We start from the raw sequence: 16,539 nt of genomic DNA on the forward strand, positions 1-16,539 counted from the left end.
CCTTTCTAAATCGTCGCCGCCAGTTCATCCCCCCGCGTGACGCCGCTGATAAGCTGATACGACAGCAGATCGCGCATATCGGCGGGGTTGCGGCGCAAAGGTTGCACGGTGGCGCGCAGCTTTGCCAGTATCGCAGCATCGGTTTGGAACAACACATCGGCTTGATCGCAGGTGATCCATTCAAAGGCAAGGGAGGCGCCCATTGGGGCCTGCGCCATGCGCGGCAGATCGGCGGCAATCACGGTGCCAATGCGGGGATAGCCGCCGATGGTTTGACATTCGGCCATCAGCACATAGGGCAGGCCCGCGCCTGTCAGTTGCACATCCCCCGGGGCGATGAAATCGGACATCAAGGTGGCGGCGTTTGGGGCGGTGAAGGCGGGGCCGGATTGATCCAAGCGGATGCCTTGGCGGTTGGCCTGCGCGCTGCGGATGAAGGGGGTTTGGGCGAAACGGGTGCGGGTAGCTGCGTCAAATTCATCCGATTGCGGGCCTGGCATGAGGCGCAGGGAACCACCGTTGAAACGGTCGGTTGGGGAAAGGGTTTGGGGCGTGCGGTCGGGCGTGGCATCAACGCCCAAAGCGAAGGTGTCGCCCGCCGTGATGCGCGCACCCAGCCCCGCCGCGAGATGGGCGGATGGGCTGCCGAGCAAGGCGGGGGCGGTAAGGCCGCCCGCGAAGGTGAGGTAGCCGTAGCTGCCAGACAAGGTGCCACCGATGGTGAGGTGTTGGCCGGGTTGCAGGCTGTGGCTGGCGTGCCAAGCGACGCCCGTGCCGTCAATTTGCGCGGACATTGGCGCGCCTGTAAGGGCAAAGCGGGTGGCGTGGGTGACGCGGAATGTGCCGCCCCTGCCGGCCATTTCCAGCGCGGTTTGGGGGGCGGGCGTGCCCAGCAATGCCGCCGCTTCATAAAGCGCCAATCGGTCCATCGCGCCGCCTGTGGAAAGGCCAAGGGCGATGAAGCCGGGGCGGCCGAGGTCCTGGACCGTGACCAAAGGGCCAGTGCTGTCGATGGTGAGGGTGGTGGTCATTTTGCGCCTTCCCATGTCGCGCCGCCAAGGCCGTTTGGGTCGTTTGCGCGCAAGGTGTCGATGGTGGTGGCATCGACGGGGGCAAAGTGGATGCTGTCGCCGGGGCGCAGTGCGAAAGGGTCGCGGCGGTTTGGGTCGAACGGCAAAAACGCGCTTTGCCCAATCCAGCGCCATCCGGTTGGGCTGGGGTTGGCGAAAAGGACGATTTGGCGGATTGCGACCACGATGGCCCCGGCGGGCACGTTCGGGGTAAGGGCGGATTGGCGCGGCATGCCCCAGTTTTCGGGCAAATGGCCGAGATAGGGTTGTCCGGGCGCGAAACCGATGGCCAAAACGGTGAGGGGGGTGTGGGTGAGGTCGGCAACCGCGCGCGCGACGGTGATGCCTGCGAGGGTTGCCGCCTCTGTCAATTGTGGGCCGGAGGGGCCGCCGAATGCGACCGGAATGGTCCAGCGGCGATTCGGGGGTGGCGGGGTTTGTGGGGCGGTGGTGGGCTGTAACAGGGTTTGCAGGGCGGTGATCACGGCTGCGCGGGTGATGCGGTCGGGGGCAAAGCGGATTTGCACCGAGGCGAGCGAGGGAGCGATTTCTATGACGCCTGCAATGTGCGCGGCGGTGAGGAGGCCCATGAATTGTAACGCTTTTTCCGGGTTAGAGGTTTGGCCGTTGCCAAAGCGGATCAGCACCGCATCCTGCCCCAAAGCAAAGATGTTTGCGGCGTCTTTGATCGCCGGGGCGGGGGGAGGGGGGGCCGTACTCATCCAGCGGTCCTTTTCAAAGATTGCTTGACACAGTTTGCAAAACACATACAAAATGTCAACGTTACATCATAAAAAGGTTGCCGTTAAAGATGAGCAACCCCAACAGGAGAGATTGCATGTTGAAACTTTCGCTTCCCCTTGTCGCTGCGTTGACTGTCGCGGCCCCGGCGTTTTCCGAAACCTGGGATATGCCGACGCCCTATGGTGACAGCACCTTTCACACCGTAAACATTCGCCAATTTGCCGATGATGTGGCGGCGGCCAGCAATGGTGCGCTGCAATTCACGGTCCATTCGGCGGGGTCGCTGTTTGCGGGCGGTGAGATTAAAAATGCGGTGCGGTCGCGCCAAGTGCCGATTGGGGAGTTTTTCCTGTCGTCGCTTGCGAATGAGGATTTGGCATTTGGCATGGACAGCCAGCCGTTTTTGGCAACCAGCTATGACGATGCGGCAAAGCTGTGGGCGGCGCAAAAGCCGGTGATTGTGGAGCTGTTGGCGGCCCAAGACCTGATCCCGCTGTTTTCGGTGCCGTGGCCCGCGCAGGGGCTTTATACCAATGGGGAAATGGCGAATGTCGATGCGTTGGCGGGGTTGCGCCTGCGGTCCTATAACGCCGCGTTGGAGGAGTTTGCGACACTGGCAAAGGCCGCTCCCGTGCAGGTAGAGGCGGCAGATATTGCCCAAGCCTTTGCCACTGGGCAAGTGCAGGCGATGATCACGTCACCATCGACCGGGGCCAATTCATCGGCTTGGGATTATGTGTCGCATTATACCTCGATTGACGCGTGGCTGCCCAAAAACATCGTTGTGGTGAACAAGCGGATGTTTGATGGGCTGACGCCCGAGGTGCAAAAGGCCGTGATGGATGCCGCCGCCGCAGCCGAGGCGCGCGGGATTGAGATGTCGAAGGCCGAAACCGCCGAAAAGGTGAAGGTGATGCAAGACGCGGGCATGACGATTTTGGCACCGACGCCCGAATTGATTGCCGGGCTGCAAGCGATTGGTGACACGATGTTGACCAATTGGAAGGCCAGCGCGCCAGACGCGGCGCTGGCGGTGTTGACCGCCTATCAGGCCCAGTGACCAAGCGGCCCCCTTGCGATGCAGGGGGGCCTTTTTTCCAACCAGCGGGGGCCGTGTGATGCGCAGATTTTTGGACCGTTTGTATATGCTGTCGGGCGGGTTGGCGGCGCTTGCCATTCTGGGGATTTGTCTGCTGATTGCGGCGCAGATTACGTTTAATGTGATCGCGCGGATTGGGGGGGCGGGGCTGTCGTACACCATCCCCAGCTATGCCGATTTTGCGGGGTATATGTTGTCGACGGCGACGTTCATGGCGCTGGCATACACCTTGCGCGCGGGCGGGCACATTCGGGTGGGGTTGGTGGTGCAACGCCTGCCGCGCCGCGTGCGCTGGGGGGCGGAGGTGGGCAGTTTGGCCGTGGGTGCGCTGTTTGCGACCACCGCCACCTATTACGCCGGACTGTTGATGGCCGAAAGCTGGCATTACGGGGATAAATCCACCGGGATTGTGGCGATACCGACATGGATGCCGCAGGTGTTTATGGTGGCGGGGCTGGCGCTGTTGGCGGTGGCGTTTGTGGATACGATGATTGAAAGCCTGCGTGCGGGTGGCCCGATCTTGACCGATATGGGAGCCGAATAATGTCTGATCCGATGATTTTTCTGACGTTGCTTGTGGTGCTGATGGTCATGCTGGCCAGTGGCATTTGGGTGGCGGTGTCGCTGGCGCTGCTGGCGATGACGGGCCTTGCGTTTTTTTCCAACGCGCCGATGGGGCAGGTTTTGGCGACCACCATGTGGTCCTACGGCCATTCGTGGCCGCTTGCCGCGCTGCCCTTGTTCATTTTGATGGGCGAGATTTTGTTAAGGTCGCGGTTGGCGGAGGATATGTTTTCCGGCCTTGCGCCGTGGCTGGGCGGTTTGCCGGGGCGGTTGTTGCATGTGAACGTTTTGGGCTGCGCGATTTTTGCTGCTGTGTCGGGGTCATCTGCGGCCACGGCGGCCACCATTGGGCGCATGTCGGTGCCGGAATTGACGCGGCGGGGATACCCCGAAAGCTTGATCTTGGGGACGCTGGCGGGGTCTGCGACCCTGGGGCTGTTGATACCGCCGTCGATCATTATGATCGTTTACGGGGTGGCGACTGAGCAGTCGATTGCGAGGCTGTTTGTGGCGGGCGTGTTGCCGGGGTTGATGCTGGTCGCGCTGTTTGCGGGCTATGTGATGGTGCGGGCGTGGATGAATCCCGATTTGATTCCGGCTGAGGTGGGCGGAATGAGTTTTGGCGAAAAAGTCAAAGCATCCAAGCAGTTGATCCCGGTTATGTTGCTGATTATCGGCGTGATTGCCACGATTTATACTGGGATTGCATCGCCCACGGATGCGGCGGCGGTGGGGGTGGTTTTGGCGGTGGTGCTGGCGGTGGCGGCGGGCAATTTCACGCTGCAAAAGCTGGTGGATGCGTTTATGGCGGCCACGCGAACCAGTTGCATGATTGCGTTTATCCTGCTGGGGGCCGCGGTGCTGTCGATTTCGATGGGGTTCACGGGGATCCCGCGCAATTTGGCGACATGGATTGGCGGGTTTGACCTGTCACCTTATGCGCTGCTGGCGGTGCTGACGGTGTTTTTCATCATTCTGGGCTGTTTTCTGGATGGGATTTCGGTTGTGGTGCTGACCACATCAATCTTTTTGCCAATGGTCGAGGCGGTGGGAATAGACCCGTTGTGGTTCGGGATTTATCTGGTTTTGGTGGTGGAAATGAGCCAGATAACGCCGCCCATTGGCTTCAACCTGTTCGTTATTCAAGGGCTGACGGGCATTGATATTTTGCGCATTGCCCGGGCGGCGTTCCCGTTTTTCCTGCTGTTGCTGCTGGCGGCGGTGTTGATCACGGTTTTCCCGCACATCGTCACCTATTTGCCCAGCCTGATGTAAGGGTTACAGCGATGCGGCGGCCCGGCTGGCCTGGTCATAAAGACCGGACATGGCGCGCAGGGTCGCCGCGATTTTGCGCTGTTCCGCGCCATCGACGCCCGCGTTGGGCAGGATGCGCAGCAGGCATTGTTTGCGCAAAGCCCGGTAATCTTGGCACAGTTTTTGACCCGATGGGGAGGTGCGGTAAAACACCTCCTTTCCGCGTTTTTCAGAGGTGAGCAGGTCCAGTTTTAGCAATTTGCGCAGAGCGTAGTTTACGGTGTGCGTGTCCTCGATGTTCAGCAAAAAGCAGATGTCGGACAGGCGTTTTTCGCGGTCGCGGTGGTTGGTGTTGTGAAGGACCAAAATTTCCAGCGACGACAGATCGGGCAGGCCAGCGGCGGTCATGCAGCGCTGCATCCAGCGCGAAAAGCTGTTGAAGGCGATGATCAGGCCGTATTCGAATTCGGAGGTTTCCCAACCGTCGCCTTCGGCCAAATGGCGCGACGAAACAATCCGCCTGTCGGTTGGTTCTTGCATGATATGCCCCTTATGCCTGCGATTTATCTGCATAATGTCGGCATAATGCGCGGTTTGCAACGGGGGTGGCGGGTGAATACGCCCGCAGGGTGCGGGCGCTTGGGGTCACTGCTTGGGGTCACTGGCGGTGGTTGGCCTTTTTGCCTTGGTCCATCCCTTGCAAAAACGACACGAGGACCAATTGCATGGGGGAAAAGCCGCCCAAAGCATCGGGGGGGGCGGTGTGGGGCGCGGGTGGCGTGCGGGCGGCAAGGCCCAGCATAACCGCGCCTGCGCCCAGATAAACCAGCCCGATCACGCCAGCGGCAAACAGCGCCGATTGGGTAGCGGCAAGGTATATCCACGCGGCAAGGGTTAAAAAGCCAGCCCCAACCGCGATCAGGGCTGCGCTGGCGGTCATCAGCCCGGCCTTGCGGGCGGTGCGGGCGACCCGGTGTTCAAGGCCAAGCATCAGCGGCGGGACGTGAGCAGACCGACCAAAAAACCAAGACCTGCCGCAATGCCGACGGCGGATGCGGGATTGGCGCGAATGGCCCCTTCGGCATCGGAATAGGCGATTTTTGCCACATCTTTGGCGCTGTCTGCGGCGGCGCGGCCGGTTTCGGTTAGTTCATTTGCCTTGTCCGATACGATGGATTTAAGCTGCACCCCTTGGGCCTTGCTGTAATCCGCGACGACGGCGGTCAGTTTCGCGATATCTTCGCGCAGGACGGCCACTTGTTTGGACAGGTCGGTGTTCAAATCGGCGATGTTGCTTTTTTCTGCTTGTGGCATGGATGCCTCCGGTTTGGGTGTGACGTATTGAGGGGAAAACGCGGCGGGGGCGGGCCGGTTCCATGCAGCGCAAAAAAGAAAGGCGGGGATGTGCGGGAACCAAACATTGGGCAAAGCGTTCGTGGTTGTGTAGAGTGGGGGCGGATTAAAAATGTATGGTTATGTGGCAAGCAAAACCCCCAAGGATAAAGTTCAGCAAGACATCAAGGCCAACCTGAAACGGGTGTATGATGAAGTGTTGAACGAACCCGTGCCGGAGCGGTTTAAAGCCCTGCTGGCCCAGTTGCGCGACCAAGATAAGGCGAAAAAGCCCGATGTGTGACCAAAGAAAGCGGCAATGATGCAAGATGACATGCGGTGGTGGGAACGGGTCAACGCCCGGTTCGCGTTGGTGTTGTCGCTGGCGCTGTTGCCGTTGTTGGTGGTGTCATTGGTGCAAACCCGCAGCTTGCAGGAAGAGGCGCAGGGCCGTGCGCAGCAGGCCATGTTGGGGGCAACCTTGCGCGCCAGCACGGGAGAAATTGGGTTGATCCGCTTTGCCCAAGGTGCGGTTGCGGCGCTGGCCAGTGCGCCCGCCGTTGTTGGGGCATCCGTGCAGGCGGGGGCGCCCGATTTGTGCGGTGCGGCGATGCGATTGACGGCGGCCCAAGTGCCCGCCGCATCATTGGTGGCTTTTGTGCCCAAATCAGGGTTGATGACCTGTTCATCCGATGGCCGCGCCTATGATTACAGCGATTTTCCCCAGTTTTTAGAGGTTACCAGCGCCAAAATCCCGATGTTCAGCGTGGTGCGCAAAGGGCCGATTTCCCAAACTTCGGTTTTGTTGATCACCCATCCGGTGTATGATTTGGCGGGGGGGTATCTGGGATATACCACGATTGCGCTGCCGCACACCCAACTGGACGGGGTGAACAAAGCGCTGGACGCCGCGACCACGGGTTTGGATATTCCGGCGCAGTTTTGGACCTTTGACGCTGCGGGGGAGGTGTTGACAGCCAGCACGGGGCTGGACGCGGTGGCGCGGTATTTGCCTGCATCAAGGCCCTTGGCGGGGTTTGTGACCGGCCCAGCCACGGTGTTCAATGGGAAGACCCCCGCAGGCGAGGACCGCACATTTGCAATGGTGCCAATGGTGCAGGGCCAGTTGTTTTTGATGAGCAGTTGGGACGCGCGCGCGGGCCGCCTTGCCACGCGCAATGATTTGTCGCCCTATTTGCTGCCCGTTATGATGTGGGCGATTGGCATGATCGTGGCGGCATGGGCGGCGGAATGGTTGGTGTCGCGGCATGTGCGAGTGCTGACCCGTGCGATTGGGCGTTTTGCCAAAGGGGACCGCCGTGTGATGGTTGGCAATCTGGCCGAGGCACCGGGCGAATTGCGCGCGGCGGGCAGCGCCTTTACCAGCATGGCCGATGGTGTGATGCGCGGCGAGGCGCGGTTGGAGGATACGATCCACCAAAAAGAGGTTTTGCTGCGCGAGGTGCATCACCGGGTCAAAAACAATCTGCAACTGATTGCGTCGATCATGAGCTTGCAAATGCGCAAGGCGGTGGCGCCCGAATCCAAGCTGTTGTTGAAAAACCTGCAGGACCGGATCATGGGGTTGGCGACCATTCACCAAGGTCTGTACCAAACCAGCGGCATGGCGGACGTGCGGGCGGATGAATTGCTGCGCGACATTGTGCGCCAGATTGTCAATCTGGGCAGCGGCGGTGACCGCAAATTCGCCGTAAAGGTTGACGCCGCGGAGCTGCATTTGACCCCAGATCAGGCCGTGCCGTTGTCGTTGTTTTTGACCGAAGCGATGTCAAATGCGATGAAATACGCGGGCGTGGGGGAGGGTGGCCGCGTCCACATCGCGGTGCGGCTGGTGTGCCTGCCCGAACAGATGGCGATGCTGGAAGTGGAAAATTCGTTGGGGTCAGGGATAGGGGCGGGTGTTGCGGCGGATGTTGCGGCGGGGGGGGGCACCGGATTGGGCGAGCAATTGCTGACCGCGTTTGCGCAACAATTGGGGGGCAAACTGGACCGCGTTGTGACGCCGGACCTGTACCGCCTGTCGATCACTTTTGGGGTGCGCAACCTGACCGACGCCGAAGATCGTGGGGATGACCCCCTCATTTAACGGGGCAGGGAACCAAGCCGCGTGTCAGGGGTTTTGTCTGCATCACAGTGTCGGGTGCTTTCATCCGCAACATGCAAAGGAGACCAATATGCTTGGCTGGGCCGTTACCTTTTTCATCGTCGCAATCATCGCCGCCGCCCTTGGGTTTGGCGGCATCGCGGGTGCATCTGCAGGCATTGCGCAGATTTTGTTTTACATATTTTTGCTACTGTTCGTGGTGGCAATGGTCGCGCGCGCGCTGCGCGGCAAACCCCCAGTTTGACGGGCTTTTGCGGGTCGTCTTTTGGGGCGGCCTGCCGAGGTTGGGGGGCGTTGTGTGGATCGCCTGTTTCATGGGTGGTTCAGCACGGGTTTTTTGTCACAAAATAAGGTCGCGTTTATTCGGTCCGGTTTCGTCGCAGGATCGTTACGGATCTTTTTGCAAACGAGAAATGTTTTGGGCACGACCAAACGCCTTTTCTGCGGCGTGTTTTTCGTCAAGCCAATCTGCCGTTTGGCGGGCGAGCATGATGTTAAGTTCGGCGCGACGGGTATCTGCCCACGCTTCATAGCGCATGCGGGATTGGGCGAACTGCAAAGAATCGTCTATCGTGGGCTGCACGGTCAAATCCTGCAAACCCCGTATGCTTACGTTGCGCGCGGCGGCGCAAATGCGCAGTTTTTCAAGATGCGTATCCAAGATCAAATCAGATATTTTTTGCAGCCGGGCCAGCTTTGCGGCTTGGTTCATTTGCGGTCATACCCCTTTTTGCGCATTTTTGTTCGGAGGGATTCCGCAAATCGAATTGCGGCTGCAACGGCGCGATACTGGTCAGGATGCACCTCTTGGCCAATCGCCAAGTTGGCACACAGCAAGCGTGCGGTTGGTGGGTCTGAATGCAGCGGGATCGCCGCCTCAGCCGCCTTTTCGCGGATCCGCGCTGCGATTTCGTCCACCCCTTTTGCCACGCAAACTGGCGCGCGGCCGCTGGATTTATCCCAGCGCAGCGCAACCGCGTAATGTGTTGGGTTGACGATCACAACATCCGCCTTTGCCACATCCGAAAGCATGGAATTGGTCGCAATTTCCTGCGCCCTTTGCCTACGTTTTGCCTTCATATGCGGGTCGCCTTCGGAATTTTTATGCTCATCCTCCATCTCTTTGCGGGACATGCGATTGGAGCGCATGTGTTCCATGCGCTGCCAGAAATAGTCGATGCCACCAATCACGCTGGCAATTAGCGCCACGAGGGCCAGAAAACGCATGATTTTTTCCATCAGCAGCGCCGTTGAAAGGGCGGGCGACAGGAAAATAAGGCCCAAAATGCCCTCCGCCTCAAATCGTAAAAAGGCAAACAGCAAGATTGAGATGAGAAGCAATTTTGCGGTGCTTTTTCCAAATTCAAACAAGCCTTTGCGGCCAAATTTATTCTTGAAACCAGCAAGAGGTGAGATGCGGTTTAGTTTTGGTGCGAGTTTGGAGGAGGTGAACATCATGGACCGTTGGCCCACGACCATCAATGCAGCGGCAAAAAAAGGGCCAAGGAAAAATGCCGACAGCGCCAGTGCGAATGTGGCGAGGATGCCTGCGGTCATGTTGCCAGCCCCGGCGAGCATTTGGGTGGAAAGTTGGTCCGCCTGACCCAGCAAAACTTTTGCAGCCTCGCCTGCCTTAAGAAGGGCGGCCCCCCCCAAAAGCGAGCCTGCGATGAAAAATCCGACATAAGATGCCGCCGTGATCAGGTCCGCAGATCTCGGTATTTCGCCCTTTTTGCGTGCGTCATCCAGCTTTTTCTGACTGGGTTCATGCTCCTTTTCTGACGGGCTTTGGTCCTCACTCATGGGGAGACCGAGAAAGGTGCGTTTATGTAAGCGTTGAGCGTTTGCGCCCAAAATGCCAGCATCACAGGGGTCGCCACCGCTAAAAGCACCAGTCCGCCCAAGGTCAATGCCGGCGCGCCAACAAAGACCACCATCAACTGCGGCATGGCCCGGTTTATCACACCAAGCGCGATATTATAGATCATGGAGGCCGCGATGAAGGGGGAGGCGAGGGAAAAAGCGAGCGAAAATGCGTTGCTGATTTGGCCAACGCCCCATCTTGCAAAAACGCTGCCGTCCGGGAAAATTCCGGGGGGCAGCATGTCGTAGGAGAGAATGAAAAGTTCGGCGATGCGGACGTGAAGGCCCGCGATCACCGCCAAGGCCAGGCCCGAAACCACGAACAGCGTGGACATTGAAGGCTGTGGTTCCCCGCCTTGGCCGCCGAAAAGCTGCGACAGCGAGGTGGATTGTGCGGCCAAGGTGCCTGCGATTTGCAACGCGAACACAAAAAGCCGCAGGCCGATGCCCAAGGCCAAACCCACGATCACTTCGGTCGCGACGGGGGTCGCAAAGCCTGCCTCCATCGGGGAGAAACTGCCGGATATTGCGGGCCAAACGATGGCGGTAAAGCAGAGTGACAGGGCCACCCGCACCCGTTTGGGGATGGATTGTTCGCCGAATGCAGGCAGCAAGGCCATGGCCGCGCCAACGCGCAAAAAGACCAAAAACACCTCCCACACCAAGCTGTGTGTAAGGGTTGTTAATTCCAACAAACCTTCAAACAGCGGCGTCATATGGGCACTTGCCCCACCATCGCAGGCCGCGCCTCAAGGCCAATTTCATCATAGGACAGGACAGGGGCGGTGAGCCCTTTTGCCCCCATCACGGTGCGCAGAAAACGGCGCCGCAGCGTGGAGGTGACCAAGGCTGGTTGCAGACCAGTTTCGGCGGCTTTGTTCAATTTCTCGGCCAGATTATTGGCCAAACGACTGAATTGATCTGGTGGCAACGCGACATCGCGGTGCCCTTTGTCGCCGTCAACCTGATAGGTGGAAAAGGTTTTTTCCCATTCCGGGGCGAGTTGAATGAGGGGGATTGTGCCATCATCCCGACGCAGTGCGGCAACAAGTTGAAAGCCGAGCCGCTGGCGGACATGTTCACAAATCGCTTCGGGGGAGGGGAGGCCCCGCGCCTCGGCTATGCTTTCAAGAATGAGGGGCAAGTTGCGGATGGACACGCGTTCTTCAAGCAAAAGACGCAGGACGGACAATAAAATATCAACGGGCACTTTGTCCGGCACCAATTCATCCAGCAGGCGTTTGTTGACGGCCGCGCGCGCGGGGTCAGAGAGGTTGGTGAATTCATCCAAAAGCCGGCGTAGGCCACGCAAGGTGAGCAAACGCGCCAGATTGTTTTTCAACACCTCAAGCAAATGTGTGGCCAAAACCTCGGTCGGGGAGACCACGGTAAAACCGTTGATCGAGGCGTCTTCTTGGGCGTCTGGGGGAATCCAGCGGGCGGGTGCGCCATAGACCGGTTCGCGGACGTCCAACCCGTCGGGGGGCGGAAGGCCATCGGACAGCAAAGCAAGGACGCGGTCGGGCAGGAGGCGGTCGCGCACCTGTTCAACCCCTTGCAGTCGAATTCTGTAGGTGCCCGTCGGCAATGCCGCCTCATCCGTCAGCCGAATTTCCGGCAATATGAGGCCGAAAGAACTGGCGATATGGTTGCGCATATTGGCGATGCGGGTGTCGAGCCCGGTGGCAGGGTCCAAAACCATATCGACAAGATCGGGCGCAAATTCGATGTGAATGTCGTCGAAATCCAGCACATCGCCAAGACGCCGTTCGGCGGCGGGGGGCGGGGATACCACCGTATTTTGGGCCGTGGCATCGGCCTTGTCGGCCACCCAATAGGCCGCAGCGCCAAGCAAGATTGCACCGGTCATGAACGGCAAGAAAGGCATGCCGGGGATCAACGCAAAAAGTGTCATGAGAAAAGCAACTGTAGCCAACGCCCCGGGGTAGCGGCCAAGTTGCGCGAAAAAGGAGACATCGGCAGCACCCGTGGCCCCACCGCGGGCCAGCAAGAGGGCCGCAGCGATTGAGATGATAACAGCGGGGATTTGACTGACAAGACCATCGCCAACCGTTAAGATGGCATAAGTTTCAAAGGCTTGACCAATTGGCATGCCGTGGACCAATGTGCCCATGATCAAGCCCATGATGATGTTCAGCGCCGTGATCAACAAGCCTGCGACCGCATCGCCCTTAACGAACTTCGAGGCACCATCGAGCGAGCCAAAAAAGTTAGTTTCAGCCAGTTCGTTTTCACGCCGCGTTTTTGCTTCGGCGTGATCAATCGCGCCGGCGGACATATCGCTGTCGATCGCCATTTGTCGTCCCGGCATACCGTCCAGCGCAAACCGCGCGCCCACCTCTGCCATGCGGCCCGCGCCTTTGGTGATCACGACAAAGTTCACGATCAAAAGGACGCAAAAAATCACCACGCCGAGGAGGACGGACCCACCCATGATGAAATTTGCAAAGCCTTGGATCACATTGCCCGCAGCATCGGTGCCTGTATGACCTTGACCGATGATCAGTTTGGTAGATGAGACGTTTAGCGCAAGACGCAGCATCAACGATGCCAAAAGAATGGTCGGAAAAGCCGAAAATTCCAACGGACGTTGGATGAAGAGTGTGACGGTGAACATCAAGATCGCGAGGGCGAAAGAGAGGGCGAGCCCGATATCGAGGAGCCAAGCCGGGACTGGCAGGACCATCATGACGATGACCCCCATCAAAGCCAGCGCAAGCAAAATGGTGGGTTGGAAAATCGATTGCAGCGTGAGGTGTTTCATGGGGAGCCCGCGATCAAACTGCGTGGTTTCTCGACGGCCTGAATGATGGCACCGCGCGCCTTTGTTAAGCCGAACCGGGGTGCAATTGCGGGTTGGTCATCTGGGCGGGCGGGTTGCGATGTGCCGTTGGATGCGGAAGCCAAATGGGTGGCATAAATTTTTTCCAAGCGCTGGACATAGGCGTTGGCGCGCGCGCTGTCTTTTGAATGGTAGCGCCCCACAGCGGTACGCCAATCATTCGTCTGTTGGAAAAGGTGGTCAAGGTATTGGGCAGCGTAAAGGGCATTATTTGTTGGATTTATCATCTCCTCCAGACTATTGAAGTTTGCGCCGTGCCAATGAAAATTAAGTTGAAAACAGCCAATATCGACATTGCGCGTGCCAGCACCAAGCAAAGTTTGGACGTATGAAATCGCTGTTTCTTTGGTATCAAACCAATTGCCACGATTTTGGGATTGCACGGCCCAAGGCCAGCTGGAAAACGCCTGGCTGTCCGTTTCCGTATGCCCTGTTTCTGCCAAGGCAACCGCGCGCAAAATAGAGAGTGGCACCCCTGTTTGACGCGAAGCGACCAAGGCTGCTGCGTCACATAACGCTGAGGCAGATGCGACAGCTGGGGGGCTGGAAAAAAGAGGGAGGAGGCAGAGCGCATAAAGCGTTGATCGTTTGATATCTGGCATCTGTTATGCACCTGCTGATGGGAGGTTCTTTCTGAACCCTCCCGGTCACAATGGCGGTGATTCCTTTAAATTTCGTAATTCATTTCCAATAAATTACGGTGATGCGCGCTGTCTAAATTTTGGGGTGTAAGATTGCGATATCTGCCCAAAATTGTGCATCTGATCTGGTAATTGGCGTTGGCCAAGTTTGGTGCTTTTGGCCCAATGCCCATGTGGTGACCTGCCGCCAAAACGCGATTTGGCCGCTGTTGGCGTCAGTTGCACAGACTTGCCTTGTTTGGGTCTGGCAACTGCACGCGCATTTAGCGCTTAATGCACCAAGAATTCAGCGTGGAGCGCGCCAGCCGCGTTGATGCTTTTCAAGATATCAATCATGTCATGCGGTGCGACCCCAAGCGCGTTCAGGCCTGCGACCACTTGGGAGAGGTTTGTCGACCCTTCCAGCTCCGCCATTCCTGTGCCGGGCGCTGGCGTGATGCTTGCGTTTGTGCGTGGCACAACGATGGTTTGCCCATCCGAAAACGGGTTGGGTTGAACGACCATGGGCGATTCTTCGACCCGCAATGTAAGGCTGCCCTGTGCGACCGCGACGCGGCTGATGCGGACATCGGCACCCATGACGATTGTGCCGGAGCGTTGATCGACCACCACGCGCGCGCGGGTTTCAGGTTCGACCAAAATATTTTCAATCCTGCCCAAAACATGGGCGGGCGATGTCATCTGCGCGGAGGCCAAATCAAGCGAGACGGTGCCGGAATCCAGCATAACAGCAACGGATCTGCCAAAGTTTGCGTTGATCGCATTTTCAATGCGACCCGCAGTTGTGAAATCCGGGGCGCGCAACGCGAGGCGGATAACGCTGAGACCGGCAAAATCAAAATCCACCTCTTGTTCGACGCGCGCCCCGGATGGGATGACCCCCGCCGTTGGCACGCCTCGGACCACGCGCGCAGCCGCCCCTTCGGTCGAGACGCCACCCGCGATAATTGTGCCTTGTGCCACGGCATAAACCTGACCATCCGCCCCGTTGAGGGGGGTCATGACCAACGTCCCGCCCAAAAGGCTTTTCGCATCCCCTATTGCGGAAACTGTGACGTCAATGCGGCCCCCCATGCGGGCAAACGGTGGCAAGCTGGCGGTGACGAAAACCGCCGCAACGTTTTTGGGCCGGAACTGTTCACCATTGACGTTGACCCCCAAGCGTTCGAGCAGATTTGTCATAATCTCTTCGGTGAAGGGGGCGTTGCGCATGCCGTCGCCTGTGCCATTCAAGCCGACGACAAGACCGTAACCGACCAGATCATTGCCGCGCACGCCATCAAATTCCACTAGATCCTTGATCCGAATAGGGGCCGCGTTAACAAAGCCGGGCAGCAGCAAAAGGAACACCAAAAGTCGGATCATCGCAGGAAGTCCACCAGGCTGAGGCGCGACAGGCGCGCGGTTACGGAATACAGCGTTTCCAACTGGGTTTGCGCCGCTTCCATTCGGGTTGCCGCCTCAAACGGGTCAATGGCAACCAGATCGGCGCGGGCGATTTCCAGCATGGATTGTTCTGCGGTGTTGCGGGTTTGGGCTTGGTCAATGCGCGCTTGGGTTAGGCCCAGCCGCCCTTGCAGGCTGGCCCGGTCAGATGCGCTTTGCAAAAGCGATGTGCCCGCTGCCCGCGCCAGATCTGCTGCAACGCCAGAATTAGGAACCACGGTCGCCCGATCCACAAGGGCCACAAGGGCCAGTGATTTCAAGGTGTCGCGCAGCGCAGGGTCTGCGGCAGTGATTGCCAGATCTGCCTTATCATCGCTTGAAATTGCAAAACGCGCCGCCCCTGTGCCGCCCGTGTAGCCGATTGCGCCAAACCCGGTCGGGGATTGAAACCACGCTGTGACCGTCGTGTTGATGTCATCCGCCGTTACGGCCCCTGCGGCGGTGATCGCGGTTTCCAGCGCGGTCAAAATAACGTCTGGCGATGCGACTGCAGGGCTATCATTTGCAACGCCTGCAAAAAGCGAGCGACCGCCGACCGTGGTGTTCAGCGCCGTCAACACAGACTCGAACCGCTGCGCCGCGTCATTGGCCAAGGCGCTGAGGGTGCGCGTGCTTTCCATCGTGCCGGCGTTCAGCAGAGAAGTACCGAGGTTTTCGGTCAACCGATTGATGTTTTCAAAGACATTTTGCATCGCATTTGCTGTCAGCGCGGCATTGTCGGTGGCAACTTTATACCCGTTCAAGCGCGACAGCGAGGTTTCGATGCCATTCAAGGGGGCCAATTCACCCGCGAGTTTTCGGCCAACATCGGCGCTGCGGCCGGTTGCCAGCTCCTTTGCCGCCGTGGTTGCGTCTTGCTTCATGTTTGTCGACATTTGACGCAGCACAAATGTTTGGGCCATGTCACCCATACTGATCATCGCCATGTTACATTCCTAACAAAATTTGAAGCATTTCATCCGTTGTCTGGATAACTTTTGCATTTGCGGCAAAGGCTTTTTCAACCAAAAGCAAGCTTTGCAATTCGCGGTCAGTGTCCACGCCTGCCGCGCGTTCTAACCCTTGCAAAGCACTGGCGCGGGCCGCAGCAAACCCCGCGTCGGTTTCAACGGACAGGCGATCTGTCGCGACTGCCGCGATCATTTGACCGCTGAGGTTCGAGAGAGTTCGTATCCCACCTGCAAATTGGCCGCTGACCGTTGGGCGGGCCGCGTTAAGGGCACCTCGATTTTTGACTGTTTTCGCGGCAACGGGATAGCAGGTTCCGCCCAAAGCGCGTCAGCGACCTTCAACTGACAGAGTGTTGCCTTGGGTTTGATGATGTGCTGCCCATTTCGCTTCGCGGACCTTCGGTTCAGGGCCGTTTTTGGCGATGCGCAGCATGATCTGCGTCTGTGTTCGCCCGTGTTTCAGGCTGGGTGAGGGTTGATGCGACCCAGTTGGGCGAGACGGCGCATGTTGTAGGTGAGATTCTTCATCCCGATTTTGGCCTTGGCCCGAACCAGACCGATCGTGCGCACGAGGGTGCCGCCCATGTC

19 protein-coding genes and 1 pseudogene are annotated in these 16,539 nt (G+C 58.6%); 6 read left to right on the forward strand and 14 right to left on the reverse strand.

Translation table 11 applies throughout. From position 1 onward, the window contains the following. Nucleotides 1-5 precede the first annotated feature (5 nt). Entirely contained in the window at nt 6-1,031 is a 1,026-nt protein-coding gene (locus tag BMY36_RS14900; RefSeq protein WP_050520562.1) for a 5-oxoprolinase subunit C family protein, read from the reverse strand. Beyond that, entirely contained in the window at nt 1,028-1,792 is a 765-nt protein-coding gene (locus BMY36_RS14905; RefSeq protein WP_050520563.1) for a 5-oxoprolinase subunit B family protein, read from the reverse strand. Before BMY36_RS14905 ends, BMY36_RS14900 begins: the two co-directional genes overlap by 4 nt. 116 nt (nt 1,793-1,908) lie before the next feature. Here BMY36_RS14905 and BMY36_RS14910 point away from each other — a divergent pair, with 116 nt between their 5' ends. From BMY36_RS14910 to BMY36_RS14920, 3 genes are read left to right on the forward strand one after another with little or no spacing between them, the layout of a single operon-like run. Next, nucleotides 1,909-2,874, forward strand: coding sequence for a TRAP transporter substrate-binding protein (locus BMY36_RS14910; protein WP_050520564.1), 966 nt, complete (start codon nt 1,909-1,911; stop codon nt 2,872-2,874). Between the two features lie 58 nt (nt 2,875-2,932). Beyond that, a complete protein-coding gene (locus tag BMY36_RS14915; protein ID WP_050520565.1) occupies nt 2,933-3,457 on the forward strand; it encodes a TRAP transporter small permease in 525 nt (174 codons plus the stop codon). Continuing rightward, nucleotides 3,457-4,752, forward strand: a complete 1,296-nt coding sequence (locus BMY36_RS14920; protein WP_050520566.1) for a TRAP transporter large permease — start codon at nt 3,457-3,459, stop codon at nt 4,750-4,752. The genes BMY36_RS14915 and BMY36_RS14920 overlap by 1 nt, the downstream gene beginning before the upstream one ends. A 3-nt stretch (nt 4,753-4,755) precedes the next feature. Here BMY36_RS14920 and BMY36_RS14925 read toward each other — a convergent pair whose 3' ends face one another. From BMY36_RS14925 to BMY36_RS14935, 3 genes are all read right to left on the reverse strand, one after another. Then, a complete protein-coding gene (locus tag BMY36_RS14925; RefSeq protein WP_082224905.1) occupies nt 4,756-5,271 on the reverse strand; it encodes a winged helix DNA-binding protein in 516 nt (171 codons plus the stop codon). Between the two features lie 118 nt (nt 5,272-5,389). Beyond that, nucleotides 5,390-5,722, reverse strand: coding sequence for a hypothetical protein (locus tag BMY36_RS14930; protein WP_050520568.1), 333 nt, complete (start codon nt 5,720-5,722; stop codon nt 5,390-5,392). Beyond that, nucleotides 5,722-6,045, reverse strand: a complete 324-nt coding sequence (locus BMY36_RS14935; protein ID WP_050520569.1) for an ElaB/YgaM/YqjD family protein — start codon at nt 6,043-6,045, stop codon at nt 5,722-5,724. Before BMY36_RS14935 ends, BMY36_RS14930 begins: the two co-directional genes overlap by 1 nt. 151 nt (nt 6,046-6,196) lie before the next feature. Here BMY36_RS14935 and BMY36_RS20005 point away from each other — a divergent pair, with 151 nt between their 5' ends. The 3 genes from BMY36_RS20005 to BMY36_RS14945 all read left to right on the forward strand — a co-directional run bounded on the left by BMY36_RS20005 (nt 6,197) and on the right by BMY36_RS14945 (nt 8,432). Next, entirely contained in the window at nt 6,197-6,367 is a 171-nt protein-coding gene (locus tag BMY36_RS20005) for a NepR family anti-sigma factor (RefSeq protein ID WP_175469307.1), read from the forward strand. Between the two features lie 15 nt (nt 6,368-6,382). Beyond that, nucleotides 6,383-8,170: a sensor histidine kinase gene (locus BMY36_RS14940; protein ID WP_050520570.1), complete on the forward strand. Its 1,788-nt coding sequence runs from the start codon at nt 6,383-6,385 to the stop codon at nt 8,168-8,170. Nucleotides 8,171-8,258: 88 nt separating this feature from the next. Further along, entirely contained in the window at nt 8,259-8,432 is a 174-nt protein-coding gene (locus BMY36_RS14945; protein ID WP_074818852.1) for a DUF1328 domain-containing protein, read from the forward strand. Nucleotides 8,433-8,576: 144 nt separating this feature from the next. Here the strand turns inward: BMY36_RS14945 and BMY36_RS19565 are convergent, their stop codons facing one another. From BMY36_RS19565 to BMY36_RS19570, 9 genes and pseudogenes are all read right to left on the reverse strand, one after another. Then, nucleotides 8,577-8,786, reverse strand: a complete 210-nt coding sequence (locus tag BMY36_RS19565; RefSeq protein WP_139194081.1) for a hypothetical protein — start codon at nt 8,784-8,786, stop codon at nt 8,577-8,579. 110 nt (nt 8,787-8,896) lie between these two features. Continuing rightward, on the reverse strand, nt 8,897-9,991 hold the full coding sequence (locus BMY36_RS14955) for an EscU/YscU/HrcU family type III secretion system export apparatus switch protein (protein ID WP_050520572.1): 1,095 nt from the start codon (nt 9,989-9,991) through the stop codon (nt 8,897-8,899). Further along, entirely contained in the window at nt 9,988-10,767 is a 780-nt protein-coding gene (locus BMY36_RS14960; RefSeq protein ID WP_050520573.1) for a flagellar biosynthetic protein FliR, read from the reverse strand. The genes BMY36_RS14955 and BMY36_RS14960 overlap by 4 nt, the downstream gene beginning before the upstream one ends. After that, a complete protein-coding gene (gene flhA, locus BMY36_RS14965; protein ID WP_050520574.1) occupies nt 10,764-12,836 on the reverse strand; it encodes a flagellar biosynthesis protein FlhA in 2,073 nt (690 codons plus the stop codon). Before flhA ends, BMY36_RS14960 begins: the two co-directional genes overlap by 4 nt. Then, the gene (locus BMY36_RS20975) at nt 12,833-13,516 is read right to left on the reverse strand and encodes a transglycosylase SLT domain-containing protein (RefSeq protein ID WP_082224906.1); all 684 of its coding nucleotides are present in this window, start codon (nt 13,514-13,516) and stop codon (nt 12,833-12,835) included. The genes flhA and BMY36_RS20975 overlap by 4 nt, the downstream gene beginning before the upstream one ends. 309 nt (nt 13,517-13,825) lie before the next feature. After that, nucleotides 13,826-14,920, reverse strand: a complete 1,095-nt coding sequence (locus BMY36_RS14975; RefSeq protein WP_050520576.1) for a flagellar basal body P-ring protein FlgI — start codon at nt 14,918-14,920, stop codon at nt 13,826-13,828. Further along, nucleotides 14,917-15,927, reverse strand: a complete 1,011-nt coding sequence (locus BMY36_RS14980; RefSeq protein ID WP_050520577.1) for a flagellin — start codon at nt 15,925-15,927, stop codon at nt 14,917-14,919. The genes BMY36_RS14975 and BMY36_RS14980 overlap by 4 nt, the downstream gene beginning before the upstream one ends. A gap of 1 nt (nt 15,928) precedes the next feature. Then, nucleotides 15,929-16,144 (reverse strand): flagellar basal body rod C-terminal domain-containing protein, encoded by a 216-nt coding sequence (locus BMY36_RS14985; protein ID WP_050520578.1) that lies wholly within the window; start codon nt 16,142-16,144, stop codon nt 15,929-15,931. A 266-nt stretch (nt 16,145-16,410) separates the two neighbouring features. After that, nucleotides 16,411-16,539: pseudogene (locus BMY36_RS19570) on the reverse strand (IS5/IS1182 family transposase); the annotation flags it as partial.

Origin of the sequence: Pseudorhodobacter antarcticus, assembly GCF_900110135.1 — a bacterium.
Lineage (GTDB): Bacteria > Pseudomonadota > Alphaproteobacteria > Rhodobacterales > Rhodobacteraceae > Pseudorhodobacter > Pseudorhodobacter antarcticus.

Bases quoted from the DNA above. Each gene is read 5' to 3' on its own strand.
- BMY36_RS14945 (WP_074818852.1), top strand. From the start codon at position 8,259: ATGCTTGGCTGGGCCGTTACCTTTTTCATCGTCGCAATCATCGCCGCC.
- BMY36_RS14955 (WP_050520572.1), bottom strand. From the start codon at position 9,991: ATGAGTGAGGACCAAAGCCCGTCAGAAAAGGAGCATGAACCCAGTCAG.
- flhA (WP_050520574.1), bottom strand. From the start codon at position 12,836: ATGAAACACCTCACGCTGCAATCGATTTTCCAACCCACCATTTTGCTT.
- BMY36_RS14985 (WP_050520578.1), bottom strand. From the start codon at position 16,144: ATGATCGCGGCAGTCGCGACAGATCGCCTGTCCGTTGAAACCGACGCG.
- BMY36_RS14960 (WP_050520573.1), bottom strand. From the start codon at position 10,767: ATGACGCCGCTGTTTGAAGGTTTGTTGGAATTAACAACCCTTACACAC.
- BMY36_RS14915 (WP_050520565.1), top strand. From the start codon at position 2,933: ATGCGCAGATTTTTGGACCGTTTGTATATGCTGTCGGGCGGGTTGGCG.
- BMY36_RS14940 (WP_050520570.1), top strand. From the start codon at position 6,383: ATGATGCAAGATGACATGCGGTGGTGGGAACGGGTCAACGCCCGGTTC.
- BMY36_RS20005 (WP_175469307.1), top strand. From the start codon at position 6,197: ATGTATGGTTATGTGGCAAGCAAAACCCCCAAGGATAAAGTTCAGCAA.
- BMY36_RS14920 (WP_050520566.1), top strand. From the start codon at position 3,457: ATGTCTGATCCGATGATTTTTCTGACGTTGCTTGTGGTGCTGATGGTC.
- BMY36_RS14975 (WP_050520576.1), bottom strand. From the start codon at position 14,920: ATGATCCGACTTTTGGTGTTCCTTTTGCTGCTGCCCGGCTTTGTTAAC.
- BMY36_RS14910 (WP_050520564.1), top strand. From the start codon at position 1,909: ATGTTGAAACTTTCGCTTCCCCTTGTCGCTGCGTTGACTGTCGCGGCC.
- BMY36_RS14980 (WP_050520577.1), bottom strand. From the start codon at position 15,927: ATGGCGATGATCAGTATGGGTGACATGGCCCAAACATTTGTGCTGCGT.
- BMY36_RS14905 (WP_050520563.1), bottom strand. From the start codon at position 1,792: ATGAGTACGGCCCCCCCTCCCCCCGCCCCGGCGATCAAAGACGCCGCA.
- BMY36_RS14925 (WP_082224905.1), bottom strand. From the start codon at position 5,271: ATGCAAGAACCAACCGACAGGCGGATTGTTTCGTCGCGCCATTTGGCC.
- BMY36_RS14935 (WP_050520569.1), bottom strand. From the start codon at position 6,045: ATGCCACAAGCAGAAAAAAGCAACATCGCCGATTTGAACACCGACCTG.
- BMY36_RS14900 (WP_050520562.1), bottom strand. From the start codon at position 1,031: ATGACCACCACCCTCACCATCGACAGCACTGGCCCTTTGGTCACGGTC.
- BMY36_RS20975 (WP_082224906.1), bottom strand. From the start codon at position 13,516: ATGCCAGATATCAAACGATCAACGCTTTATGCGCTCTGCCTCCTCCCT.
- BMY36_RS14930 (WP_050520568.1), bottom strand. From the start codon at position 5,722: ATGCTTGGCCTTGAACACCGGGTCGCCCGCACCGCCCGCAAGGCCGGG.